Here is an 18,675-nt window from a genome sequence, read left to right as displayed (position 1 = left end):
GCACAGATTCTGGAGTGGGACGTCGGCAAGGCGTTGCGCCGCTACGACATCGCGATCACTCGCCTTGGCGTCAAACAGGAGTAGAGCGGGATGGTAGACAGTAAATACCCGCTGTCGGGCGCTGCGATGAACAGCATTTTGCTTTCGCAAGCCGACGGCACGACCGGGTCGACAGGGCTGGACAGCTTCAAGGGTCCGTTGTCGCAGTTGAGCCTGGACTTGACCATGGCCAGCCTGGACATCCGTTTGTTGATCACGGAGCAGGGAAAGCTGCGTCAAACCCTGGTGTCGTTGAATCTGGCCCTGTCGACGCAGCACTCGCTGCTCAAGGCCAGCGTGGCTTCACCTGCACCAGGTGCGGAGCCAAAGTCGGCACTCAAGGCTGAGGTCGAACAGCGCTCGCCACCGGCCGATCTGCGCTCGGCGATGGCGATGCAGACGGTCATGGTCGATCTCAATCAAAAATTGCAGTTGGACCCGGATCAACTGCAAGCGATGTCTGAAGACAACCTGAAGCTGGCCGCCGATAAACAGACCGCGTCCAGCGGTGCGACCGGTGTGCAACTGGCGCAGGCGCAACTGGCAGCGGTCGATGCAGGGCTGGTCCGGGACGTCAGTCCACAGGACTTGCGCCAGGTGCTGGCGGATTTCGCGCGCGACAGTACCTTGATGGCGTCGGCCTACCGGATCGACATCAAGGAAGCTGGCGCGATCATGAGCGGTTGGCGCACCACGCTGGGCCTTGATCGCGAGAAAAGTCTCGAGCTGGGGAACGCGGCCAATCGCCTGGGCACCAGCGTCAGGTTGAATGCGGCTGTGACGGACATCGGCGCCGTCGTACAGCGCGGCGGCGAGGCCGGCCTGGCGGCGGGCATGGCGCCGCAGCACCTGGCCGCTATCGCAGCCGCCTTGCTGGATGCTTCAGTGGGCAAGGACGAGGCGGCTGCTTCGTTGAGAACCCTGGGCACGACAATGGCCAAGGGTGGCAACGTGACGGCAGGGCAGCGAACCGCCTGGGCACAACTGGATATCGAACCGGGTGCTCTGGCCGCAAGAATGCGCACGGACGCGCCAGGCGCCATCAAGGATGTGGTGGCGGGGCTCAAGAACCAATCGATCGAACAACAGGGGGCGTTGATCAAGACGCTGTTTGACGGCGATGCGGGCATCAGCCAGTTGGTCAAGACGCCGCAGGTACTGGACACTGCCTTCAGCGTAGCGTCCGGCGAAGGTTCGATGGCCCTGACGGCTCAAGGCCGGGGGAACACGTCGCAAGCGCGCTGGAACGCCCTGGATGCGAGTTTGACCCGCCTCGATACGGCCATTGCCAGCGCCATGAGACCCTTCGACGACCTGGCAATGATCAGTGCCGACCTTGTCGTGAGCGGCTTCAGTTCGGTGGTGGAAACCCTGCCGAAAGTCGCGGCAACATTGACGTTGCTCGGCGCTGCGCTTGCGACCCCGCTGCGCACGACGATCGTGAAAAAGCTGGCGTCGGTGACCCACGCCACGATCACCCAACTGTCGAAACCGGATGTGGACATCCTGGCACCTTCGGGAGGGCCGCCAAACCCTCGTCCAACCCTGCGCAACCGGCTGACGATTTCCAGGGCCAGGGCCCGCACGTTCACCGGGAGGCTGGGGGCGCCGCTGGCGCTGGCGAGCGCCGGTTATGAGGGGCTCAAGGCCTTGCAGGCAGGTGATTACAAGGGGGCTGCCGGTGCTGCCGGGTCCGGTGTTGGCGGGCTGGCGGGTGGTTATGCCGGTGCTGCGACCGGCGCTTTGATCGGCAGTTTCATACCCGTGCTGGGTACCGCCGTGGGCGGCATTATTGGTGGCTTGGTGGGCAGCTACTACGGCAGCAGCCTGGGAGAGGATGCCGGGAAATCCGTCTACACCGCTGCGGATCGACTCAAGTCGCCGGACCAGGTCAGCAAGGAGCTGACCAGCACGGCGGCAGACAATCGCCCCGTCAACTATTCCCCGGTGATTCAGCTCAATGGCGCCGATCCGACAGACTCCGAGCGCTTGATCGAGAAAATCATGACCCATCTGCGCCAGCATTTTAACGGTGAGTTCATGCCGTTGATGATGAGCAACCCACTCGCTGTGCGCAGTGACGCGGCCTTGACCGATGGAGGTACGTGATGCGTCAGCAAATGGCGTTGGGCAGTTTTATTTTCGGCCTGTCGCGAAACTTCGTTTACAGCACGTTGGCACGCACTTCGGACGGCGGCTGGAAAACGATCGACATCCTCACCAGCAAACCCAAATCCAGCCAGATCGGCCAGGGGCAGCAGACTTTGACGATCACCGGCAGAGCGATGTACGCGACGGCGATGGACCGGCTCGATGAATTGCGGGAATTGCAGGCGTTGCGCATTCCGCTGCCCCTGGTTGACGGCATCGGTCGAAACTGGGGTTTGTGGCAGATCGCGAAGGTCACCGAAAACCAGGAGAGCGTCATTGATGACGGCACGGCCATGGTGATCGGTTGGGTGATTGAATTGACGGAGTTCGCCAATGCGTAGAGTTCGAAGTATTGCCGGTGACTCGGTAAACCTGTTGTTGTACCGCGAGCTGGAACGCTGTGACGATGCCGCCGAAGAAGCGCTGTGGCGCCTTAATCCGATGCTCGCCGAGCACCGGGCGGTATTGCCGGCGGGGGTGTGGATTGTGCTGCCGGAACCGGGCTCCAGACCCGCCATCGGTGCACCGGTATCGGCCTGGGATTAAGGAGGCGCTATGTCACTGGGTTTCACTCCCGCAGTGGAGATTTATGGGGCGAACGCCGCGTTGCTCAACGAGCGCCTGATTTCCTGGCAGCACGTCGATGCCGCCGGCATCGAGTCCGATCAACTGACCCTGAGCCTGGACCTGGAAGGGCTCGAAGGCTTGCCCAGTCTTGAGGGAAAAATCGGCCTCAGGGTCGGTTATCTGGAATCGGGCCTGATCGACAAAGGCCAGTTCGTCGTCACGCGACGTACGCCCACGCTGTTTCCCCTGCGCCTGACGCTGGTGGCCACGGCGGCGCCCTTCAGTGCGGCGGACCAGACCGGGTTCAAGCAGCGACGCTCGGTCAGTCACGGGCCCACCACGCTGGGGGCGTTGTTTCGCCAGTTGACCTCACGCCACGGGTTTTCGCCTCGGGTGGCTCCGGATCTGGCGCTGATCAAAATTGAACACGTCGACCAGTCCAACGAAACCGACATGGGTTTCCTGACCCGGCTGGCGCATCTTCACGACGCCGTCGCCAAACCGTTCAACGAGCTGTATGTGCTGGCGCGCCGGGGGCAGGCGAAATCGCTGTCAGGCAAGGTGCTGCCCGACGTTCTATTGTCGGTGACTTCCAATAATCGGCCAGGTGACCATGCGTTCACGTCGGCGACACTCGATGAAACCAGTCGGGCCAAGTACCAGGGCTGCAAGACGCGTTGGTGGGATGCGGCAGCCGGCAAGATGCGAGTCGAAGAAAGCGGCCTCGCGCCGTTCAAGACCGTTCGCCAGCGTTATCACAACGCGGACGAGGCGCGGGCAGCCGGTGAAGGCGAGGTGCGCAGGATGATGCGAGAGGCATTGAAGGTGAAGATCGAATGCCCGGGTCACCCCGGGTTGGCCGCCGAAGGGTTGATTCTACTCGACGACACCTGGCCGGACTTCATGCGCGGACGCTGGTCGATCGACAAAGTCATGGCCAGTGGCAGCCGGCAGCAAAGCTATCGCTGCAGCATCGAGGCAACCTGCCTGGATGCGCGCTCGGAGCCGGGGTTGGCGTCAATCGACGCGGTGACACGATGAACATTACGCAAACACAGCTCCAAGCGATCATGCCCGACGCCCGCGATCAAGCGGGCGTTTTTATTTCCGTGCTCAACGCCGCCATGAGCCGTTACGACATCGCCAGCCCCAAGCGCATGGCGGCGTTCCTGGCACAGGTCGGTCACGAGTCCGGGCAATTGCATTACCTGCGCGAACTGGGCAATGAGCAGTATTTGAGCCGGTATGACACGGGCCCTCTGGCCATGCGGCTGGGCAACACCCCAGCAGCCGATGGCGACGGTCAAAAGTACTGTGGTCGGGGCCTGATCCAGATCACCGGTCGCCGCAACTACCTGCAATGCAGCCAAGGGTTGTTTGGCGATGAGCGTCTGCTGGCTCGGCCGGAACTGCTGGAGCAAGCGCAATGGGCTGCACAATCCGCTGCGTGGTACTGGGCGCAAAACGGACTCAATGAGCTGGCCGACCGTGACCTGTTCAACAGCATCACCCGGCGCATCAATGGTGGCCTGAACGGCCTGCAAAATCGCTTGCAACTGTGGGCGCGGGCGAGGGCGGTGCTATGCCAACCTTCGGTTTGATGCCGTTGTCGTGGCGAGTGGCAGGCATTGGGCTGGTGCTGGCGATTCTTGTTGGCGGACCGGTGGCGCTGGCCTGGCGTTACCAGGATGCGCGTTACGCCCGACAACTTGCGCAGCAGGCGGGTGTGTATGCCGAATCACTCAACCAGCTGACCCAGGCCGCCGCCGCCCGACAACAGGCTGAACAGGAAAAACGCCAGGCGCTCGAGCAGCAATTGACGAGCAGCGAACACACCCACTACCGAGCATTGAGCGATGCCCAACGTGATCAGGATCGCCTGCGCGATCGTCTTGCCACTGCTGATGTGCGCTTGTCAGTCCTCCTCGAGGCCGCCGACGCTGGCGCAGGCTGCGCGATGCCCGCCACCTCCGGCACCGGCCGCGTGGATCATGGCCCCCCACGCGCCCGACTTGACCCGGCGCATGCTCAACGAATTATCGCCATCACCGACGCCGGCGACCGCGCGCTGATCGCGTTGCAGGCTTGTCAGGCGTATGTCCGCGCATTGATCCGCTAACATTTGGATCGACCCTGTCACTTGCAAGCGTGAGGCGCTCGTGTACGGTAGGTCTCATTGCGCCCCATCAGGAGAAGCCCGTGAAAGTAATCACCCAACTGGCCGCCGACCTTGGCAGGCAATTGCAGATCCTCAACGCCCATGTCTCCACCGCCGAGTCCTGTACCGGTGGCGGGATCGCTGAAGCGATCACTCGCATTCCCGGCAGCTCGGCATGGTTCGAGGCCGGGTACGTCACCTACTCCAACCTGCAGAAAAACCTGCAGTTGGATGTGCCGGTGGAGTTGTTCACCACAGTGGGGGCGGTCAGTCGTGAAGTGGTCGAGGCCATGGCCAGGGGCGCACAGGTAAAAAGCCGGGCGTTTTTTTCCGTGGCGGTCAGCGGTATTGCCGGGCCGGATGGCGGTTCGCCAAACAAACCGGTGGGCACCGTGTGGCTGGCCTGGGGCGTGGGCGAGCGAGTGTTCAGCGAGTTGCAACACTTCCCCGGTGATCGCGATGAAGTCCGCCGACAAACGGTGAAGGCCGCGCTAGAGGGGCTGCTACGGCATGTCTCGGCAGAAATCTCAAATCAGGGGTAGGCGAGCCTGAATCCCTGTGGAATAATACTGGCTACTTATACAGGTGTTGGCCGTCAGGCCTTATTGATTACGTGAGGACTTTAATGGACGACAACAAGAAGAAAGCCTTGGCTGCGGCCCTGGGTCAGATCGAACGTCAATTCGGCAAGGGTGCCGTAATGCGTATGGGCGATCAAGACCGTCAGGCGATCCCATCCATCTCCACTGGCTCTCTGGGTCTGGACATTGCACTCGGCATTGGCGGCCTGCCAAAAGGTCGTATCGTTGAAATCTACGGTCCTGAATCTTCCGGTAAAACCACACTGACCCTGTCGGTGATCGCCCAGGCTCAAAAAGCCGGCGCCACCTGTGCGTTCGTTGACGCCGAGCACGCCCTTGACCCTGAGTACGCCGGCAAGCTGGGCGTCAACGTCGACGACCTGCTGGTTTCCCAGCCGGACACCGGCGAGCAGGCCCTGGAAATCACCGACATGCTGGTGCGTTCCAACGCCGTTGACGTGATCATCGTCGACTCCGTGGCAGCATTGGTGCCCAAGGCTGAAATCGAAGGCGAAATGGGTGACATGCACGTGGGCCTGCAAGCCCGTCTGATGTCCCAGGCGCTGCGTAAAATCACCGGTAACATCAAGAACGCCAACTGCCTGGTGATTTTCATCAACCAGATCCGTATGAAAATCGGCGTGATGTTCGGCAGCCCGGAAACCACCACCGGTGGTAACGCGCTGAAGTTCTATGCATCGGTTCGTCTGGACATCCGTCGTACTGGCGCGGTGAAAGAAGGTGATGAAGTCGTCGGTAGCGAAACCCGCGTCAAGGTTGTGAAGAACAAGGTCGCTTCGCCGTTCCGCCAGGCTGAGTTCCAGATTCTTTACGGCAAGGGCATCTACCTCAACGGTGAGATGATCGACCTGGGTGTGCTGCACGGTTTCGTCGAGAAATCCGGTGCCTGGTATGCCTACAACGGCACCAAGATCGGCCAAGGTAAAGCCAACTCGGCCAAGTTCCTGGCGGATAACCCGGAAATTGCGGCGACCCTCGAGAAGCAACTGCGCGACAAACTGTTGTCTACTTCCGTGGTAGCGGATGCCAAGGCATCTGCGGTCAAAGAGACCGAAGACGATCTGGCCGACGCTGATATCTGATTGATCCGATGACCGCCGTACTCGATACACTCGTCGCGGTGCGGCGAACCGCAATGGACCTGCTCGCGCGACGCGAGCACGGTCGGGTTGAGCTGACGCGTAAACTGCGTCAGCGCGGCGCCCTCCCTGAAATGATCGAAACAGCGCTCGACCGGCTAACGGAAGAGGGCCTGTTGTCCGAATCCCGTTACCTCGAAAGCTTTGTCTCCTACCGTGCCCGATCCGGTTACGGCCCCTTGCGGATTCGCGAGGAGCTGAGCCAGCGTGGCCTGCAACGTAACGATATCGAACAGGCATTGCGCGAGAGCGGTATCGACTGGCAGGAACAACTTCAAGATACCTGGCGACGCAAATTTTCCGGGCATTTGCCGATAGACGTGAAGGAGCGTGCCAAACAAGGGCGCTTCCTGAGTTATCGGGGGTATTCCATGGACATGATCAGCCGCTTGTTCAGCGGTCGAGGGATGGACGATTGAATGAAACGGCTCGCTAGTGATAGCGGGCCGTTTTTTTTGCCTCACGTCACCTTCAAGGGTTCGCGGGTGCGCTGTGGAGCCAGGGGTGTGGACTGGGCCCAGTTTTCCGAGAGGTTGATGTAGTCCACCAGCTCCCGTAGTCGACCATGATTGCGCGCATTGAAGGTGAACGTCAGGCGCGCCAGGTGGCTGAACTGCGCGTCGTCCTGTTCTTCACCGCTGTAGGCGTGCTGGTGGAAGTGATCGCTCAGGCACAAGTCGGCGAAGGCGTGTTGCATGTGCTCCATCGCTTCGTCGCTGAGGGCGTGGTTCATGCGGATCACGAACTGATGCTTGAGCCAGCGGGTGGAGTGGAAGTTGCTGTAGAACTGGTTGATATGCTCTACCGCCTCTTCGACGGTGTAGACCAGGCTCACCAGCTTAAGGTCGGTGGGCAGGATGTAGCGATTTTCCTCCAGTTGATGACGGATAAAGTCCAGCGCGCCGTTCCAGAACTGGCCGCCTGGCGCATCCAGCAGCACCACCGGAACCAGCGGGCTTTTACCGGTCTGGATCAGCGTCAGCACTTCCAGCGCTTCATCCAGGGTACCGAAACCGCCAGGGCACAGGACCAGCGCATCGGCTTCCTTGACGAAGAAGAGCTTGCGGGTAAAGAAAAAGTGGAAGGGCAGCAGGTTGGTGGTGCCATTCACGGTAGGGTTGGCATGTTGCTCGAAGGGCAGGGTGATGTTGAATCCAAGGCTGTGTTCCAGCCCCGCGCCTTCGTGCGCTGCCGCCATGATGCCGCCGCCTGCGCCGGTGATCACCATCAGGTCAGAGCGGGCCAGTGCGGCGCCGAGTTCCCGGGCCATGGCGTATAGCGGGTGTTCCACCGGAGTACGGGCCGAGCCGAAAACCGTGACTTTACGCCGCCCCCGGTACTGTTCGAGTACACGGAACGCCTGCTCGAGTTCACGCAGGGCCTGCAGAGTGATTTTGGCGTTCCAGCGGTTGTGGTCTTCCTGGGCCATGCGCAGCACAGTCAGGATCATGTCGCGGTAGATCGGGAGGTTCGGGCTGTTGGGTGAAACCAGGCTGAGTTGTTCTTCGACCTTGCTGACGAGGTCGTGGCCGCTTTCTGCGAAATGACGGTTCAGGAGGTCATTCGGTTGGTAAGGCATCAATGTCTCCTTCCATTCAGGCAGTGTTCCTTGGGTAAAGGCGCATCGCAAGGCGTCAATTGGGCAGCCCCCTCGCCGCCCTTGATATGAATGTGGATAGAGTGAATCTAGACCCTCGCGATGGATTGCGCTGCTTGATCATTGCGCCGCAAAGTCTTTCCTGGCAACCGCTTATTGAATAATTGCAAGGTGCTATCACCGCTCGTCCGAACGTGCGCCGAGTGTTGAAGGGTCTGATTTACTAAATTACAGGTGTGACACGACAACTTTGCGTCAAAGGCAGGGCGCGCGATACGAGCGGGTGAGGATTTCAAAGTGCATGGAGGCGGTAGACCATGACCAGAATCATTCTGGAGATCGATACGCAACTGTATCGATTATTGGAGTCGTCGGCCGAGACCCATCATTTGAGTCTCGAGGAGGAGTGTTACCGACGTCTGGAGGGCGGGGAACGACGGTCTCAGTATTTGCAGGCCCTGGTCGCAGAATTGCGCGCCGAGGACGAGCAGCGGCGCGCCAATTCTCGATGAATCACTTTTTCTTCGCAGGCGCGGCTTTCGGGCAATCCGATTCCTGGAAGCTGGCCGAGCCGACCGGACGGTTGGTTTTTACCTCGGTGAAGTCGTAACGCATGACTGCGCCCTTGGCCATCAGCTTGCGGAACCCCGGGTTGTTGCAAACCGAGGAGCCAAGCTGGAAATACACAGTCTTGGGATCGGACCGCATCTTCTGGGCGTGGCTGCTCTGCACGCTCAAATGGTTGATCAGCACGTTGCCTTCGGCGGTATAACCCTGATCGAGAATGTCTTCGTTGATCGCCCGAGGCGTGCCGACGCTGCTTTGTGCGGCGACGTTGCGCAGCTCTCGGTTGAGATTCTGCTCACTCAAGGACGCAGCCTGAGCGTTGAAGGACGCCGCCAGCACAATGGCTGCGGTGGGAACGATAAGGCGCAACATGAAACTCTCCTGTTCAGTGACTGGTGCTTCGACCCGTCACGTGACTGTGCGTTCAGTGGCCGCGAATTATAGGGGAGGTGGTTGTTCCCGGTACAGGCTTGCGCGGGCGGCTCTGATAAACTGCCAGCCTTTCCTGCCCCGAGTACCGTTCGTGACGATTTTCCCTGTTTGCCGGTCTTGCCCACGATGAATCACGCCCCCAACGCCGTAGCCCGCTTGCGCGACCAGCGCGAGGAGGAGGGCATCAAGCCACTTCAGGCCCGTGGCTGGCGTGCGCCACGTTGCCATGACTGCCGGGTGATCGTGAGTCATTGTCTGTGCGCCTGGCGACCGCAGGTCCAGACCCGTTCCGGCGTGTGCCTGATCATGACCAACAAGGAAGTGTTCAAACCGAGCAACACCGGGTGGCTGATCGCAGACGTGGTGCGCGACAACCATGCATTTATCTGGTCACGCACCGAGCCCGACCCGCAACTGCTGGCATTGCTCGCAGATCCGCAATGGCAACCGTATCTGGTGTTCCCGGGGGAGTATGTCGAGCCGCAACGGGTGACCAACACGGTCGAAGTCGATAGCACCCGGCGGCCGTTGTTCATCCTGCTGGACGCGACCTGGACCGAGGCACGGAAGATATTCCGCAAGAGCCCGTATTTCGACGCGCTGCCGATTCTCAGCCTGCTCCCTGAAAAGATGTCGCGTTATCGCCTGCGCCGCTCCACCCGCAGCGAGCATCTGTGCACGGCCGAAGTGGCGGCCTTGTGCCTGGAACTGGCAGGCGATGTCGATGCCGCATCGGCGCTGAGCGCCTATTTCGACGTGTTCAGCCAACATTACCTGGATGCCAAGCACCAGTTGGAAATGAATGTCGGCACACCGGCCCATGCGGAGCTGATGCCCTTCGTGCCGAACAGCGCCGCTGCCACTGGTTGATTGTCGCCCATACTGCAAAGAACTGTAGCGCCCAGGCACCTTGACCACCCCGGTTTCGCTGGGCATGCTTGGCGCCGATCAGGATGCGGCACGCCGCATTTTTACGTGAACGGTCACGTATTCGGCGCCGAATGCGCCCTGTGGGTGCAGCTCCGTGGTTGTGCCTTAGTTGTTAGAAGAACAGGATCATTTGAAAAATGGCCACATACGAAATCCTGATTGCCGATGACCACCCGCTTTTTCGTAGCGCCCTGCACCAGGCGTTGACCATGGGCCTTGGCCCGAATGTGCGCCTGGTGGAAGTGGCCAGTATTGCCGAACTGGAAACCCGCCTCGATGAAAAATCCGATTGGGATCTGGTGCTGCTTGACCTGAACATGCCGGGTGCCTACGGATTTTCCGGGTTGGTACTGCTGCGTGGCCAGTACCCGCAAATTCCGGTGGTGATGGTCTCGGCCCAGGAAGAGGCCTCGATCATGGTCAAATCCCGTGAGTTCGGCGCCAGTGGCTTCATTCCCAAGTCCAGTGACCTGAGCGTGATCCAGAAAGCCGTACGGGCGGTGCTCGATGGCGATGTATTCTGGCCGCCCCAGGCATTTGAAGCGGTCAGCGTTTCCGAAGAGGCGAAAGCCGCGAGTGAAGGCTTGGCCAGCTTGACGCCCCAGCAGTTCCGGGTGTTGACCATGGTTTGCGAAGGGTTGCTGAACAAGCAGATTGCCTACGAACTGAGCGTGTCCGAGGCGACGATCAAGGCTCACGTGACGGCGATTTTCCGTAAGCTGAATGTGCGGACCCGCACCCAGGCGGCGCTGCTTCTGCAACAACTTGAGTCAATTTCGAGCCCGTGAGGCTTGGCGTCTTCACGCTTTTTTGACTTGGGTTGAACTAGCTTCTCCACTCTTTTTTGGTCAGTTGCCACGCTTATGTCCCCTTTTAAAGGCCAGACCGGCCTGAAACGCATCCTGAACGCCTCCGGTTACTCGCTGGACGGCCTGCGCGCCGCTTTCACCGGCGAAGCCGCTTTTCGCCAACTGGTGCTGCTCAATGTCATCCTGATCCCGCTTTCGTTCTTCCTGAACGTCAGCCGTGTCGAGCGAGCCGTGTTGATTGCAGTGTGTCTATTGGCCTTGATCGTCGAGTTGCTCAACTCGGCGGTGGAAGCGGCCATTGACCGCATCTCCCTTGAGCTGCACCCCTTGTCCAAAAATGCCAAGGACATGGGCAGTGCAGCCCAACTGGTGGCGCTGACCATGATCGCGCTGGTGTGGGGTGTGATCCTGCTCTAGGCGATGGGCGGCAAAACGATCTCGTCGCTGCGCTGAACACCTGCAGTGAAGGCGCGGCACAGGTCGAGGAATTCACGCATTGCCGAAGTCTGGTATTTCTGTTTGTGCCAGATGAAATAGAACTGCCGAGCCAGGTCCAGGTCCGGGGTCTCCACGGGCACCAGGCTGCCGCGGCGAAACGCGTCGCGCAGCGCCAGGCGTGAGATACAGCCAATTCCCAGTCCGGACTCCACTGCGCGCTTGATGGCCTCGGTGTGCTCCAGCTCCAGGCGGATGTTCAGAGCGCTGCGGTGGTGGCGCATGGCCTGGTCGAAGGTCAGCCGCGTCCCGGAGCCCTGCTCGCGCAGAATCCAGGCCTCAACGCTGAGCTCTTCCATGGTCGCGGTGCCACGGATCGCCAGGGGATGCTGTGGGGCGCAGAACACCACCAGTTCATCTTCGACCCAGCTTTGCACTTCGATATCCGGGTGGTTGCAATCACCCTCGATTAGACCCAGATCAATTTCATAGTGCGCGACCTGTTGCACAATGTTGGCAGTGTTCTGCACGTGCAGCTTCACCTGGCTCTCCGGATGGCGCTGCATGAAGCTTCCGATGAGCAAGGTGGCGAGGTAATTGCCGATGGTCAGTGTCGCGCCGACCGCGAGCGAGCCGAATCCCGACTTGCCGTTGAGCAAATCCTCGATCTCCTTGGATTGGTCGAGCAGTGCCACCGCTTGTGGCAGCAACTGTTTACCGAGTGCGTTAAGGCTCAGTCGTTTGCCGGCTCGGTCGAACAGCTGGCAGCTTGACTGACGCTCCAGCTCGGTGATTGAGGTGCTCGCCGCCGATTGCGAGAGATTGAGCAGGCCCGCAGCACGGGAAACGCTCTCCTGCTGGGCGACGGCAACGAAGACTTGAAGCTGACGGAGAGTAAATCGCATATCTATATAACCGATAACCCTTATCTTAATAATCCAGTTAACAGATATTGTCGTCGCGATTAGAATACGTTGCAATTGCGCACAGCACTTTCGCCAACGCTTCAGGCGCAGACCCATCTCCAGGAGTCCCACGTACATGAGCAACATGAACCACGAGCGTGTCCTCAGTGTTCACCACTGGAACGACACTCTGTTCAGCTTCAAGTGCACCCGCGATCCGGGCCTGCGCTTCGAGAACGGTCAGTTCGTGATGATCGGCCTGCAACAACCCAACGGCCGCCCGCTTATGCGTGCTTACTCGATCGCCAGCCCGAACTGGGAAGAGCATCTGGAGTTCTTCAGCATCAAGGTGCCTGATGGCCCGCTGACTTCCCAGTTGCAGCACCTGAAGGAAGGCGACGAGATCATCATCAGCAAGAAGCCTACCGGCACGCTGGTACTGGACGACTTGAAGCCTGGCAAACATTTGTACCTGCTCAGCACCGGTACTGGCCTGGCGCCGTTCATGAGCGTCATCCAGGACCCGGAAACCTACGAGCGTTTCGAAAAAGTGATCCTGTGCCACGGCGTCCGTTACGTCAACGAAGTCGCCTACCGCGAATTCATCACCGAGCACCTGCCACAGAACGAGTTCTTCGGCGAGGCGCTGCGTGACAAGTTGATCTACTACCCGACCGTGACCCGCGAGCCATTCGAAAACGAAGGCCGCCTGACCGACCTGATGCGCAGCGGCAAGCTGTTCCGCGACATCGGTCTGCCACCGATCAACCCGCAGGACGACCGCGCCATGCTGTGCGGCAGCCCGAGCATGCTCGACGAGACCAGCGAAGTGCTCAACAGCTTCGGTCTGACCGTTTCGCCGCGTATGCGCGAGCCGGGTGACTACCTGATCGAGCGTGCGTTCGTCGAGAAGTAACAGTCGCAGCATCCCGAAACCCGCGTTGCCTCACGGTAACGCGGGTTTTTTATGTCCATTGATCCCTGTAGGAGCGAGTATGCTCCGGGCGGCGTTCCGACGATGGTGGACCAGGCACCGCAGGGTGTCAGGCAGCCAGCGTTATCGTTAACGACCATCGCGAGCATGCTCGCTCCTACAGGGCGGGAACGACTTCCAGCACTCGAATCATCTCCGGCGTCGGGTAATGCCAGCGCACATCCACGTCCCAGAATTGCGCGCCGTATTCGCGCTCGGGGGCGGGCGTCTGGTAGGCCGGCCGTGGGTCCTGCGCCAGGCATTGCTCGATCAGCTCGGTCAAAGGCTCTGCCAGCCGCTGCGCATGGCCGTGGGCCTGTTGCAGCGCGTTCTCTGTCCACTCTACGGCAATCAGTTGCGGTGCTTCGCTGGCGATGCGGTTGCTGGCACCGTCGATGATGTCCGCGTAAGGCACATACGGCTTGATGTCGAGGATCGGCGTGCCATCCAAGAGGTCGATACCCGATATCCACAGGCGGTCGGCCTCGACCTTGTCCAGCTTCACCACCGATTGGCCGATGCCATTGGGCCGGTGCGTCGCGCGCGTCGCGAACACCCCCATGGACTTGTTACCGCCCAGGCGAGGAGGGCGGACTTTCAGCCGTGGCTTCTCTTCCAGGGCCTGATGGAACAGGAACAACAGCCACACATGGCTGACCTGCTCCAGCCCTTGCACCGCATCCCCCTGGTCGAACGGCGCTACCAGTTCCAGCACGCCACGGGCGGCCGGGGCCAGTTGTGGCTGGCGCGGGATAGCGAATTTCTCCTTGAAGCAGGAGCGCACGAAGCCGATGGGGGAAACGCTGTAGGTCATGGGGTTGTGGTTCGGGGGAAATTGAGTTGGGGATGATAACTCACATGACCTCATGATCGACGTTGGCTGGAAGGGCCTCTTCGCGGGCAAGCCCGCTCCCACAGTTTCTGTGCCCGCCAAATAACCCTGTGGGAGCGGGCTTGCCCGCGATGGGCGCCCCCGAAACTTAGAGACTGAACCCTCCATCCAACGGAATGATGTTCCCGGTCATGTAAGCCCCCGCCGTACTTGCCAGGCTGATCGCCAATGCCGCCATCTCTTCCTCTCGGCCCCAGCGCTTCATCGGGATCAGCGCCGTATCCTCGGCCAGCGCCTGCTCATCATTGCCGATGTGCTGGGTCATCTTGCTGGGGAAGCGCCCCGGTGCGATCACGTTGACGTTGATGTGCTGGCTCACCAGCTCCCGCGCCAGAATCCGCGACAACTGATGCAAGGCCGCTTTGCTCGGTCCGTAGGCGTAGGCCTCTTCACCAAAGGAAGAGATTCCGGCCACCGAGCCAATGTTGATGATCCGGGCGGGATTCTGCGTCGATCCGCCCTTGCGCAACAGCGGCAGCAATTGCTGGATGCAACTGAAGACTGACGTCACGTTGAGCTGCATGACCTTCTCCCATCCCTTGACCGGGTAACTCTCCAGTGGCGCGCCCCAGGTCGTGCCGGCGTTGTTCACCAGAATGTCCAGATGGGTGATTTGCTCCTCCAGATGCGTTGCCAGTTGCTGTACGCCTTGCTCGGTGGCGAGGTTGGCGGCCACACCGTGGCACTTGCCAAAAGCGCCCAATTCGTCAGCGGTTTGCTGGCACGCCTCGGCATCCCGGGCGCAGACATACACGGTGGCGCCGGCCTCGACAAAAGCCTTGGCGATCATCTTGCCGATACCACGGGTGCCACCGGTCACGAGGGCGGTGCGGCCTTGCAGGGAAAAGTACGGGTGCATGGCGAATCCTGAGAGCTGAGGGTCAGTACACCCTAGTCGTCAGCCGCGTGCAGCGCAGGGACTATTTTTGCGCGGAATGGGGGGCCATTCGGCCCAGCTGCAAGCTTTTAAGCTTCAAGCCGCAAGAACACGCTTGCTGCTTGCAGCTTAAGGCTGCCTTACGCTCTCACGCGCAGCGTGAGCCCCTTGAGAAAGTTGCGCAGCAACTGGTCGCCACACGGGCGGTAGTTGGTGTGGCCGAACTTGCGAAACAGCGCGCTCAGCTCCGGCTTGGACACCGGGAACTCGGCGGCCTTGAGGATGGCGTGCATGTCATCCTCCTTGAGCTCGAACGCCACGCGCAGCTTTTTCAGGATGATGTTGTTGGTGACCGGTACTTCGATCGGCTGCGGCGGACGGCTTTCGTCCTTGCCACGCTTGAAGATCACCAGACCGTCGAGAAAGTGCGCCATGACCTCGTCCGGGCAGCGAACGAAGCCTTCTTCGTCTTCTTCCTTCTTGTCCAGGTACGCCTTCAGGTCATCAAGCGCCACGTCCATGCCGCCAAGCTTGATGATCTCGATGACTTTCTTGTCGCTGATGTCGAGCATGTAGCGCACGCTGCGCAGTACGTCGTTGTGAATCATGGTGTGCAATCCTGATATCGGCAGTGGGCAGCGCGCTTGAGGCGGTGCCGGAATGTTGGGGGCTTGAGAAGTGTTAGAACTTCTCTTTGCCCGACAGGTAACGCCATTGGCCCAGCGGCACTTTGCCGATGGACACGCCGCCGATGCGAATACGGCGGATGGCGACAGCCTTCAGGCCAACGGCCTGACAGAACAGGGCGATCACGCCCAGTTGGGGGTTCTTCAGGGCAAAGCGCAGGCGGTTTTCGTTCTGCCAACTGGCCTTGACCGACGGCAGTTCCTTGCCTTTGTAAGTCAGGCCGTGCTGCAAGCGGTTCAGGCCGTGCTCGATCATGTCGCCTTCGACATCGACCACATATTCCTGTTCGATCTTCGCGGCGTCGGCGGTGAGCTTGCGCAGGATTTTCCAGTCCTGGGTAAACACCAGCAGGCCGCTGGCGTTGGGTTGCAAGTCGGCGCTGGCGGTCAGGCGCAGAAAATGCCCGCGCAAGGGTCGTTTGCCGAAGCGATGTTCTGCGCTCAGGGTCTCGGCGCCCAGGGTCGCCATGGCGGTTTCCACGTCCATGCCCGGTTCGACGTTGAGCAAGAGGGTCACCGGTTCCGGCGCCGTGGCCTTGGCCTCGGGGTCGAGCACAACGGTCTGGGTGCCGACCTTGAACTGCGGCTCATCGATGACCTCGCCGTCCACGGTGACCCAGCCGCCCTCGATGAACAGCTCAGCCTCCCGACGGGAGCAACCGACCAGTTCAATGAGGCGTTTGGAGAGGCGAATCGGGTCAGTCATGACAGGGCCGTAACAAAAAAGGGGTGGGCATTGTACCTGCCTTTTGTGGGAGCGGGCTTGCTCGCGATGGCGGTAGTGCAGTCAATTGATTCGTTGAATGACACAGCGCTATCGCGAGCAAGCCCGCTCCCACAGGGGAAACCGTGTGTCAGGCCTTGCGCGTCAGTTGCTCGGGCTGGCGCAGTCGCATGTGCAGCAGCGGGTACGGCTGCCCCATGCCATCGACCTCGGAGCGGCCCATCACCTCGAAACCCTGCTTGACGTAGAACCCCAGCGCTTGCGGGTTCTGCTCGTTGACGTCCAGCTCATCGGCGTTCAGGTGATCCAAGGCGTAGCGCAGCAACTGCTTGCCCAGACCCTGGCCACGGTGCGCCGGGTCGATGAACAGCATTTCGATCTTGCCTGCCGCAACCCCGGCGAACCCGGTGATGCGCTGGCGTGAATCCCGGGTGCAGATCAACATCACCGCGTCGAGGTAGCGGGTCAGCACCAAATCCTTCAACAGCTCGATGTAGCTGTCGGGCAAAAAATCATGGGTGGCGCGGACAGAGTCTTCCCAGACTCGGGTCAACTCCAGGTAATCACTTTGTTTCGGCGTGTGGATGACCGAATGTTGGCGCATGGCCAGAGGCCCCTTTGGCAGTGGAGAGTGCGTGTCCTTTCTCTCCATACGATAGCCGTAAAAAAGCCCCGCATCTCGTGCAGAGAGCGGGGCTTTTCGACTTTTTTGCGCTTAGATCTGTTCGGCCCAGAGGTCGTACTCGTCGGCGTCGGTGACTTTGCACCAGACCTTGTCGCCAGGCTTGAGGTTGCTGCCGTTGTCGATGAAGACGTTACCGTCGATTTCCGGGGCATCGAAGAAGCAACGGCCGACTGCGCCTTGCTCGTCGACTTCATCGACCAGCACTTCAATTTCACGGCCGATGCGCATTGCAAGGCGCGCCGAGCTGATGGCTTGCTGGTGTGCCATGAAGCGCTCCCAACGATCCTGCTTGACCTCGTCCGGAACGATTTCCAGGTCCAGGTCGTTGGCCGGGGCACCGTCCACCGGCGAATACTGGAAGCAGCCGACGCGGTCGAGCTGGGCTTCGGTCAGCCAGTTGAGCAGGTACTGGAAGTCCTCTTCGGTTTCGCCGGGGAAGCCGACGATGAAAGTCGAGCGGATGATCAGGTCCGGGCAGATTTCACGCCAGTTCTTGATACGCGCCAGGGTCTTGTCTTCGAAGGCTGGACGCTTCATCGACTTCAGTACTTTCGGACTGGCGTGCTGGAACGGGATGTCCAGGTACGGCAGGATCTTGCCAGCGGCCATCAGCGGGATCAGCTCGTCGACGTGCGGGTATGGATAAACATAGTGCAGACGTACCCAGACACCGAGGGTGCTGAGGGCTTCGCAGAGTTCGGTCATGCGGGTTTTCACCGGCGCGCCGTTCCAGAAACCAGTGCGGTATTTCACGTCGACGCCGTAGGCGCTGGTGTCTTGCGAAATGACCAGCAGCTCCTTGACCCCGGATTTGACCAGGCGCTGGGCCTCGTCGAGCACGTCACCCACCGGACGGCTGACCAGCTTGCCGCGCATCGACGGGATGATGCAGAAGCTGCAGCTATGGTTGCAGCCTTCGGAAATCTTCAGGTACGCGTAGTGGCGTGGGGTCAACTTGATGCCTTGTGGTGGCACGAGGTCGATCAGTGGATTGTGGTCCTGTTTGGGTGGCACGACTTCGTGCACCGCATTGACCACTTGCTCGTACTGCTGCGGACCGGTCACTGCCAGCACACTTGGGTGCACGTTGCGGATGTTGCCTTCTTCCACGCCCATGCAGCCGGTGACGATCACCTTGCCGTTTTCCTTGATGGCTTCGCCGATCACTTCCAGCGATTCGGCCTTGGCCGAGTCGATGAAGCCGCAGGTGTTGACCACCACCACATCAGCATCCTGGTAAGTGGACACGACGTCATACCCTTCCATGCGCAGCTGGGTCAGGATGCGCTCGGAGTCGACCAGTGCTTTCGGGCAACCCAGGGATACGAAGCCAACTTTTGGATTCGCTGGCGCAGGAGTGGTGGACATGTCTAACCTCGGTATAGGTGCTGCCCGGCCTTCAGGGCGGGCGACAGACGGGCGCTTGGGCGCCTCTGATCAAAAAGTGCGCAATTCTAGCGATGGTACGCGCGCTTGACCAGCTTTATGCAGGGAAAAACGACGAGTG

23 protein-coding genes are annotated in these 18,675 nt (G+C 60.4%); 14 read left to right on the top strand and 9 right to left on the bottom strand.

What is annotated here, in order from left to right:
• Nucleotides 1-90: 90 nt before the first annotated feature.
• The 9 genes from AB4N33_RS15945 to recX all read left to right on the top strand — a co-directional run bounded on the left by AB4N33_RS15945 (nucleotide 91) and on the right by recX (nucleotide 7,075).
• On the top strand, nucleotides 91-2,148 hold the full coding sequence (locus AB4N33_RS15945; RefSeq protein ID WP_476457724.1) for a phage tail tape measure protein: 2,058 nt from the start codon (nucleotides 91-93) through the stop codon (nucleotides 2,146-2,148).
• Nucleotides 2,148-2,531, top strand: coding sequence for a phage tail protein (locus tag AB4N33_RS15940; protein WP_460117494.1), 384 nt, complete (start codon nucleotides 2,148-2,150; stop codon nucleotides 2,529-2,531). The genes AB4N33_RS15945 and AB4N33_RS15940 overlap by 1 nt, the downstream gene beginning before the upstream one ends.
• Nucleotides 2,524-2,736: a tail protein X gene (locus AB4N33_RS15935; RefSeq protein ID WP_460117492.1), complete on the top strand. Its 213-nt coding sequence runs from the start codon at nucleotides 2,524-2,526 to the stop codon at nucleotides 2,734-2,736. Before AB4N33_RS15940 ends, AB4N33_RS15935 begins: the two co-directional genes overlap by 8 nt.
• Before the next feature lie 9 nt (nucleotides 2,737-2,745).
• Nucleotides 2,746-3,798: a phage late control D family protein gene (locus AB4N33_RS15930; protein WP_476457723.1), complete on the top strand. Its 1,053-nt coding sequence runs from the start codon at nucleotides 2,746-2,748 to the stop codon at nucleotides 3,796-3,798.
• Nucleotides 3,795-4,358: a glycoside hydrolase family 19 protein gene (locus AB4N33_RS15925; protein WP_476457722.1), complete on the top strand. Its 564-nt coding sequence runs from the start codon at nucleotides 3,795-3,797 to the stop codon at nucleotides 4,356-4,358. The genes AB4N33_RS15930 and AB4N33_RS15925 overlap by 4 nt, the downstream gene beginning before the upstream one ends.
• Complete coding sequence (locus AB4N33_RS15920; protein ID WP_476457721.1) at nucleotides 4,340-4,876, top strand: lysis system spanin subunit; 537 nt, start codon at nucleotides 4,340-4,342, stop codon at nucleotides 4,874-4,876. The genes AB4N33_RS15925 and AB4N33_RS15920 overlap by 19 nt, the downstream gene beginning before the upstream one ends.
• An 80-nt stretch (nucleotides 4,877-4,956) precedes the next feature.
• Complete coding sequence (locus tag AB4N33_RS15915; RefSeq protein WP_460117484.1) at nucleotides 4,957-5,457, top strand: CinA family protein; 501 nt, start codon at nucleotides 4,957-4,959, stop codon at nucleotides 5,455-5,457.
• A gap of 83 nt (nucleotides 5,458-5,540) precedes the next feature.
• The gene (gene recA, locus AB4N33_RS15910) at nucleotides 5,541-6,599 is read left to right on the top strand and encodes a recombinase RecA (RefSeq protein ID WP_460117482.1); all 1,059 of its coding nucleotides are present in this window, start codon (nucleotides 5,541-5,543) and stop codon (nucleotides 6,597-6,599) included.
• An 8-nt stretch (nucleotides 6,600-6,607) separates the two neighbouring features.
• Nucleotides 6,608-7,075: a recombination regulator RecX gene (recX, locus tag AB4N33_RS15905; RefSeq protein ID WP_476457720.1), complete on the top strand. Its 468-nt coding sequence runs from the start codon at nucleotides 6,608-6,610 to the stop codon at nucleotides 7,073-7,075.
• Nucleotides 7,076-7,116: 41 nt separating this feature from the next.
• On the opposite strand, the gene AB4N33_RS15900 is transcribed toward recX, so the two are convergent.
• Nucleotides 7,117-8,235: an LOG family protein gene (locus AB4N33_RS15900; RefSeq protein WP_460117479.1), complete on the bottom strand. Its 1,119-nt coding sequence runs from the start codon at nucleotides 8,233-8,235 to the stop codon at nucleotides 7,117-7,119.
• 335 nt (nucleotides 8,236-8,570) lie between these two features.
• On the opposite strand from AB4N33_RS15900, the gene AB4N33_RS15895 reads away from it, so the two are divergent.
• Nucleotides 8,571-8,765, top strand: coding sequence for a hypothetical protein (locus AB4N33_RS15895; protein WP_460117477.1), 195 nt, complete (start codon nucleotides 8,571-8,573; stop codon nucleotides 8,763-8,765).
• A 1-nt stretch (nucleotide 8,766) separates the two neighbouring features.
• Here AB4N33_RS15895 and AB4N33_RS15890 read toward each other — a convergent pair whose 3' ends face one another.
• Nucleotides 8,767-9,192 carry a PA3611 family quorum-sensing-regulated virulence factor gene (locus AB4N33_RS15890; protein ID WP_460117475.1) on the bottom strand — a complete coding sequence of 142 codons (426 nt, stop codon included), beginning with the start codon at nucleotides 9,190-9,192 and terminating at the stop codon, nucleotides 8,767-8,769.
• A 186-nt stretch (nucleotides 9,193-9,378) separates the two neighbouring features.
• Here AB4N33_RS15890 and AB4N33_RS15885 point away from each other — a divergent pair, with 186 nt between their 5' ends.
• From AB4N33_RS15885 to AB4N33_RS15875, 3 genes are all read left to right on the top strand, one after another.
• Nucleotides 9,379-10,122, top strand: a complete 744-nt coding sequence (locus tag AB4N33_RS15885; protein ID WP_460117473.1) for a tRNA-uridine aminocarboxypropyltransferase — start codon at nucleotides 9,379-9,381, stop codon at nucleotides 10,120-10,122.
• Nucleotides 10,123-10,319: 197 nt separating this feature from the next.
• Nucleotides 10,320-10,970, top strand: a complete 651-nt coding sequence (erdR, locus tag AB4N33_RS15880) for a response regulator transcription factor ErdR (protein ID WP_460117471.1) — start codon at nucleotides 10,320-10,322, stop codon at nucleotides 10,968-10,970.
• A gap of 75 nt (nucleotides 10,971-11,045) precedes the next feature.
• The gene (locus AB4N33_RS15875; RefSeq protein ID WP_460117469.1) at nucleotides 11,046-11,408 is read left to right on the top strand and encodes a diacylglycerol kinase; all 363 of its coding nucleotides are present in this window, start codon (nucleotides 11,046-11,048) and stop codon (nucleotides 11,406-11,408) included.
• Here the strand turns inward: AB4N33_RS15875 and AB4N33_RS15870 are convergent.
• Nucleotides 11,405-12,331, bottom strand: a complete 927-nt coding sequence (locus AB4N33_RS15870; protein ID WP_460117468.1) for a LysR family transcriptional regulator — start codon at nucleotides 12,329-12,331, stop codon at nucleotides 11,405-11,407. The two genes, AB4N33_RS15875 and AB4N33_RS15870, sit on opposite strands and share 4 nt — an antisense overlap.
• A 136-nt stretch (nucleotides 12,332-12,467) precedes the next feature.
• Here AB4N33_RS15870 and fpr point away from each other — a divergent pair, with 136 nt between their 5' ends.
• On the top strand, nucleotides 12,468-13,247 hold the full coding sequence (gene fpr, locus AB4N33_RS15865) for a ferredoxin-NADP reductase (protein ID WP_003184787.1): 780 nt from the start codon (nucleotides 12,468-12,470) through the stop codon (nucleotides 13,245-13,247).
• 175 nt (nucleotides 13,248-13,422) lie between these two features.
• Here fpr and tsaA read toward each other — a convergent pair whose 3' ends face one another.
• The 6 genes from tsaA to rimO form a co-directional block, all read right to left on the bottom strand.
• Complete coding sequence (tsaA, locus tag AB4N33_RS15860) at nucleotides 13,423-14,118, bottom strand: tRNA (N6-threonylcarbamoyladenosine(37)-N6)-methyltransferase TrmO (RefSeq protein WP_476457719.1); 696 nt, start codon at nucleotides 14,116-14,118, stop codon at nucleotides 13,423-13,425.
• A gap of 166 nt (nucleotides 14,119-14,284) precedes the next feature.
• The gene (locus AB4N33_RS15855) at nucleotides 14,285-15,055 is read right to left on the bottom strand and encodes an SDR family oxidoreductase (protein ID WP_460117463.1); all 771 of its coding nucleotides are present in this window, start codon (nucleotides 15,053-15,055) and stop codon (nucleotides 14,285-14,287) included.
• Nucleotides 15,056-15,213: 158 nt separating this feature from the next.
• Nucleotides 15,214-15,681, bottom strand: coding sequence for a YehS family protein (locus tag AB4N33_RS15850; protein WP_460117462.1), 468 nt, complete (start codon nucleotides 15,679-15,681; stop codon nucleotides 15,214-15,216).
• 73 nt (nucleotides 15,682-15,754) lie between these two features.
• Nucleotides 15,755-16,465, bottom strand: a complete 711-nt coding sequence (locus AB4N33_RS15845) for an rRNA pseudouridine synthase (RefSeq protein ID WP_476457718.1) — start codon at nucleotides 16,463-16,465, stop codon at nucleotides 15,755-15,757.
• A gap of 148 nt (nucleotides 16,466-16,613) precedes the next feature.
• A complete protein-coding gene (locus AB4N33_RS15840) occupies nucleotides 16,614-17,087 on the bottom strand; it encodes a GNAT family N-acetyltransferase (RefSeq protein ID WP_476457717.1) in 474 nt (157 codons plus the stop codon).
• A gap of 111 nt (nucleotides 17,088-17,198) precedes the next feature.
• Nucleotides 17,199-18,536 (bottom strand): 30S ribosomal protein S12 methylthiotransferase RimO, encoded by a 1,338-nt coding sequence (gene rimO / locus AB4N33_RS15835; RefSeq protein WP_460117456.1) that lies wholly within the window; start codon nucleotides 18,534-18,536, stop codon nucleotides 17,199-17,201.
• Nucleotides 18,537-18,675 lie beyond the last annotated feature (139 nt).

Source organism: Pseudomonas sp. S1_E05 (genome assembly GCF_056337105.1).
This window is presented reverse-complemented; position numbering and strand designations above follow the sequence as displayed.

Coding starts and splice junctions, on each gene's coding strand:
- AB4N33_RS15940 (WP_460117494.1), top strand. CDS start 2,148: ATGCGTCAGCAAATGGCGTTGGGCAGTTTTATTTTCGGCCTGTCGCGA.
- recX (WP_476457720.1), top strand. CDS start 6,608: ATGACCGCCGTACTCGATACACTCGTCGCGGTGCGGCGAACCGCAATG.
- AB4N33_RS15845 (WP_476457718.1), bottom strand. CDS start 16,465: ATGACTGACCCGATTCGCCTCTCCAAACGCCTCATTGAACTGGTCGGT.
- AB4N33_RS15885 (WP_460117473.1), top strand. CDS start 9,379: ATGAATCACGCCCCCAACGCCGTAGCCCGCTTGCGCGACCAGCGCGAG.
- AB4N33_RS15945 (WP_476457724.1), top strand. CDS start 91: ATGGTAGACAGTAAATACCCGCTGTCGGGCGCTGCGATGAACAGCATT.
- AB4N33_RS15890 (WP_460117475.1), bottom strand. CDS start 9,192: ATGTTGCGCCTTATCGTTCCCACCGCAGCCATTGTGCTGGCGGCGTCC.
- AB4N33_RS15875 (WP_460117469.1), top strand. CDS start 11,046: ATGTCCCCTTTTAAAGGCCAGACCGGCCTGAAACGCATCCTGAACGCC.
- recA (WP_460117482.1), top strand. CDS start 5,541: ATGGACGACAACAAGAAGAAAGCCTTGGCTGCGGCCCTGGGTCAGATC.
- erdR (WP_460117471.1), top strand. CDS start 10,320: ATGGCCACATACGAAATCCTGATTGCCGATGACCACCCGCTTTTTCGT.
- AB4N33_RS15855 (WP_460117463.1), bottom strand. CDS start 15,055: ATGCACCCGTACTTTTCCCTGCAAGGCCGCACCGCCCTCGTGACCGGT.
- fpr (WP_003184787.1), top strand. CDS start 12,468: ATGAGCAACATGAACCACGAGCGTGTCCTCAGTGTTCACCACTGGAAC.
- tsaA (WP_476457719.1), bottom strand. CDS start 14,118: ATGACCTACAGCGTTTCCCCCATCGGCTTCGTGCGCTCCTGCTTCAAG.
- AB4N33_RS15935 (WP_460117492.1), top strand. CDS start 2,524: ATGCGTAGAGTTCGAAGTATTGCCGGTGACTCGGTAAACCTGTTGTTG.
- AB4N33_RS15840 (WP_476457717.1), bottom strand. CDS start 17,087: ATGCGCCAACATTCGGTCATCCACACGCCGAAACAAAGTGATTACCTG.
- AB4N33_RS15925 (WP_476457722.1), top strand. CDS start 3,795: ATGAACATTACGCAAACACAGCTCCAAGCGATCATGCCCGACGCCCGC.
- AB4N33_RS15900 (WP_460117479.1), bottom strand. CDS start 8,235: ATGCCTTACCAACCGAATGACCTCCTGAACCGTCATTTCGCAGAAAGC.
- AB4N33_RS15870 (WP_460117468.1), bottom strand. CDS start 12,331: ATGCGATTTACTCTCCGTCAGCTTCAAGTCTTCGTTGCCGTCGCCCAG.
- AB4N33_RS15920 (WP_476457721.1), top strand. CDS start 4,340: ATGCCAACCTTCGGTTTGATGCCGTTGTCGTGGCGAGTGGCAGGCATT.
- AB4N33_RS15930 (WP_476457723.1), top strand. CDS start 2,746: ATGTCACTGGGTTTCACTCCCGCAGTGGAGATTTATGGGGCGAACGCC.
- rimO (WP_460117456.1), bottom strand. CDS start 18,536: ATGTCCACCACTCCTGCGCCAGCGAATCCAAAAGTTGGCTTCGTATCC.
- AB4N33_RS15850 (WP_460117462.1), bottom strand. CDS start 15,681: ATGATTCACAACGACGTACTGCGCAGCGTGCGCTACATGCTCGACATC.
- AB4N33_RS15895 (WP_460117477.1), top strand. CDS start 8,571: ATGACCAGAATCATTCTGGAGATCGATACGCAACTGTATCGATTATTG.